Annotated in this window: 3 protein-coding genes and 1 pseudogene; all 4 read right to left on the reverse strand. The window is 66.6% G+C overall.

All coding sequences use genetic code 11. The annotated features are described in order from the left end of the window. Positions 1–447 (reverse strand): annotated as a pseudogene (locus U9977_RS15785) (hypothetical protein); the annotation flags it as partial. A 60-nt stretch (positions 448–507) separates the two neighbouring features. Next, positions 508–1,665, reverse strand: coding sequence for an MGDG synthase family glycosyltransferase (locus tag U9977_RS15790; protein ID WP_322750026.1), 1,158 nt, complete (start codon positions 1,663–1,665; stop codon positions 508–510). Between the two features lie 3 nt (positions 1,666–1,668). Further along, complete coding sequence (locus tag U9977_RS15795) at positions 1,669–2,661, reverse strand: NAD-dependent epimerase/dehydratase family protein (RefSeq protein ID WP_322750027.1); 993 nt, start codon at positions 2,659–2,661, stop codon at positions 1,669–1,671. A 73-nt stretch (positions 2,662–2,734) separates the two neighbouring features. After that, on the reverse strand, positions 2,735–3,865 hold the full coding sequence (locus U9977_RS15800; protein WP_322750041.1) for a DegT/DnrJ/EryC1/StrS aminotransferase family protein: 1,131 nt from the start codon (positions 3,863–3,865) through the stop codon (positions 2,735–2,737). Between the last annotated feature and the right edge of the window lie 58 nt (positions 3,866–3,923).

Genomic DNA, 3,923 nt, shown 5'->3' on the forward strand with positions numbered 1-3,923 from the left:
GAACCCCAGTCCGAAAGCCAGGAACAAACCCAGATCCTGATCGCTCGCCGGGGTGCCGACCTGTGCCCCACGGCTGAAGGCAACGGCCAGCAGACCGATTCCCGCGACCATGCATGCCATGCCGCGCCAGCCGACCCGACTGATCCGCTCTCCCAGGAACCGCTGGGCCAGCAGCGAGAACACCACCATGTCGCCCGCCATGAGCGGAGCGACAAGGGCGACCGGTGCCACCGAAAGCGCCAGTACCTCCAGCAGGAACGACCCCGCTTCGACGGCGAGTCCGAGCAACCACAGCGGTCGCAATACGAGACGTAGCAGCAGGCCAAGCCCCAGCCCGCCACCGGGTGGGGCCTGGCGCGCCGCAACGGCCTGGATGAGCGGGGCCGTCCCGTACAGCGCTGCCGACACAACGGCAACCGGGACGCCGATGACAAGCGCGTCGCTCACACGTCTTCCATGATCCGGTTCGGGTTCGGGTTCGGGTTCGTGCTGTACGGAATCAGGCCGTCACCAGCCATTGGCCAACTCAACCTGGCTGAGCGCGCCGCCGAATGCCTGCTCCCACGCCTCCGGCGTCCCGACCACGCGCACCGACGGTGGCTTGGTGCGGTCGAGGGCCGCCAGCACTGAACGGCGCAAGGATGCCGCATCGGCGGAGGTGACGTCCGCCCGGCCCCGGTCGAGCTCAAGCTGCAGGTTGTCCCGGCCGTGGCCAGGCACGACATCCAACAGCATCAGATCACGACCGATGACCCGCGCCTCGCTACAGGTGTCACCCGACGATGTGACAACAAGATCACTCGCTGCCATCAATGCGGGAATTCGGTCGGTAAAACCGAACGGGACGACCTGCGGGTGCGTGTTCGCGAGCTCTCGCAGGCGGCCAGCGAGCGAGACGTTGCGTCCAGCGACCACGAGTACCCAGACGCCGGCCTCGGCAAGGGCCCGAGCGCCCTCGACCACCGGCCCGAGACCCCAGGAACCCGACATCAACAGCACACACCGTGCATCGGCGGGGATCTCGAAGGCCTCGCGGGCCGCCTCCTGCGTCGGTGGATCGTAGAACGGCTGACGGACCGGCGTGGGCACCACAGCGATCCTCGCGTCCGGATGGAAGCGCCGGACGAACCGTGCGGCCGTGGTAGATGTGACCAGGTACAGGTCGGTGTTCTCATGTACCCACAGCCGGTGGACGCAGACATCCGTGCAGAAGACCGCGGTCACCATCCGGGAATGTTCGGACTTGACCCTGCTGGCTGCGGCAGCCCCGGTGGCGAAGATTGACAACAACAACTCCACTGACTGGTAGCGCAGTTCCGTGCGGAGCTTGGGTACGAGAAAACGCGACGATGCCGCCTCGATCGCCTTTGACAGTCCGCCACCGGGACGCATCTGCGAGAAGTGCACAGCGTCATACAGCCCGGGGACGGCCAGCATCCCGCGAAAGACGCCCTCACCCGCCGACCCGGCCCGGCCGCCCATCATGCGCAGGGAGTCCAATGTGCGGGTGGAGAACCCGCGCAGGGCCAACGAGTGCGCGCATGCCTGGGCCATGACGTCATGGCCCATCCCGAGCGAACCCGACAGCAACAGCGCCCGCCGGTCAGGCTGCCCTCCCCGGTTCGCCGGGGACTCCGTCACCTCGTCCGCGTGATCGCCCACCATGCTCTACTCGGCGGAGGCTGGGACGCCAACCCCGTCGGCCCGCCGGGCGGGCACCGACACCGGCTGCTCGCTGCTGGCCTGCCGGTCCGCCAGGTACCACTCGACGTACTGTCTGACGCCGTCGGCGAAGCGGGTGGTCGGCCGCCAGCCCAGCAGCGCCTGGGCCTTTGCGTTCGATACGGACCGACCCCGGAAGTCACCCGGACGGGCCGGGATGTGTTCGATCTCGACGCCCGGGAAGTGGTCCCGGACCGCCTGCGCCATGGCCAGCACGCTGACGCGCTCGTCACCCTCAAGGGCGATCGTCTCATTGCGCGCCGCGTCGTCCATGGCAAGCACGTGCGCATTCGCGAGGTCACGGACGAAGACGTAGTTACGGAACTGCTGCCCGTCGCCGGCGACGGTGAGGGGCTCCCCGTCGATCGCCTTACGCAGGAAGCGGGCCAGGACCAGCTCATCGCGCATGCCGGGACCGTACGGGATGCCGTACCGCAGGATCGTGAAGTCCACGCCGTAGGTCTGCTGGTAACTGTGCAGTAGCAGCTCCGCTGCGATCTTGGTCGAGGTGTAGACGTGGCCGGCGCGGTTCATCGCCAACTCCGCGTCTTCGGTCAGCGCTTGTGGATCATCCAGATCACCGCCGCTCGCCCCATACACCCAGACTGTGCTCGCGAACAGAACCCGGCGCACTCCGGTGATGCGTGCGGCCTCGCACACGTTGGCCGTGCCCTCGACGTTGAGCCGCACCGTCCGGATCGGATCGGCAAAGGCATGATCAACGTTGGACATGCCCGCGAGGTGGAAAACCATGTCACAGTCAGCAAACACTGAGGTAACCGAGGGGAGGTCCAGGACGTCGACGATCCGGTGATCGGCGCGCGGGTCCGCCACGTGCGCATGCAGATCTACCGAGATCACGTCATGGCCGGCGTCCAGGAGCCGGTCCACCAGGTGGGCTCCGATGAAACCGGAACCTCCAGTGACGGTTATACGCATAGGTCATCCGTCCAAGATCGTCAGGTTTGGGGTCGGATCATGTAGTCAGAGATGGTGGGATCGGATCCCCCGGTCAGATCGCGACCGTGAGGGCCTCGACGGCGGACGCCAGTGACACCAGCACATGATCCACCTCCGCTGCGGTCATATCCGAATGGACAGGAAGGCATACGTGCCGGGCGCACACGTCCTGCGCGACCGGGTGATTACCCCGAGCATAGGACTCGAACGCCGGTTGCTCGTGCAGAGGCGCCTCGTACACCTCACCCGACAGCGACACGCCGTGACGCTCTTTCAGCTCCTTCTTCAGCCGCACCCGGTCGATGCCCGGCCGCAGGAGCGCGAGGTACTTGTAGTAGTTGCTGCGGCCGCCCGCTGGTACCAGAATCGGCTCGAGTGCCTCGATCTGACCGAGTCCCGCCGTATAAGCGGCGGCGGCGGCGTTACGACTGTCAAGAAACTCGGGCAACCGGCGGAGATGCACCAAGCCGGTGACGGCATGCAGTTCACTCATCCGCCAGGCGTAACCCTGCTTGATGTGGACGTTGCCGAGGAATCCGGCCTTCCCCTGATCCCGGAATATCACCGCCTCGTCCCGCACCCGCTCGTCGGCGGTGAGGATCATCCCGCCCTCACCACTGGTGATGACCTTCGTGGGATAGAACGAGAACGCCCCGGCCACACCGAACGAACCCGCGTAGCGGCCTTCATGGCTCGAACCATGCGCATGGGCGGCGTCCTCCACCAGGAGGATGCCGCGCTCGTCGCACAGCGCCCGGATGTCGTCGACCTCGGGAGTGATCAACCCCCCGATGTGGACCAGGACCACCGCACGCGTGCGAGGCGTGAGCGCGGCGGCCACTGTCGCAGCGCTCAGGGCAAACGTCTCGGCATCCACATCCGCAAAGATCAGATTCGCGCCGGCCCGCAGAACCGCGAAACCGGTCGCCGCAAACGTGTTCGTCGGCACGACGACATCCGCATCCGCCACCTCGACGGTACGGAGGATGATCTCAAGAGCAGCGGTGCCGCTGCTGACCGCGACGGCAAAAGGGGCACCGTGAGCCGCGGCGAACGCGGCTTCGAACTCCTTCGTATGCGCGCCGAGCGTCAGCGCTCCGCTAGCCAGGATCTCCGACGTCAAGGACGCGATCTCCGCGCGATCGGCTTCGGGGAAGACGATCCGCGCCGCTGGAACCTGCACCTGCACACCCCCTTCGGGCCGCAACACATCGGTGTTCACGACCGTCTCCGGTCCGGAC

The organism is Protofrankia sp. Cas8 (genome assembly GCF_963555845.1).
In the GTDB taxonomy this organism is placed as follows: Bacteria; Actinomycetota; Actinomycetes; order Frankiales; family Frankiaceae; genus Protofrankia.

What these genes read in the sequence shown, in the direction of transcription:
- U9977_RS15790 (WP_322750026.1), bottom strand. Translation starts at nt 1,665, where the DNA reads ATGGTGGGCGATCACGCGGACGAGGTGACGGAGTCCCCGGCGAACCGG.
- U9977_RS15795 (WP_322750027.1), bottom strand. Translation starts at nt 2,661, where the DNA reads ATGCGTATAACCGTCACTGGAGGTTCCGGTTTCATCGGAGCCCACCTG.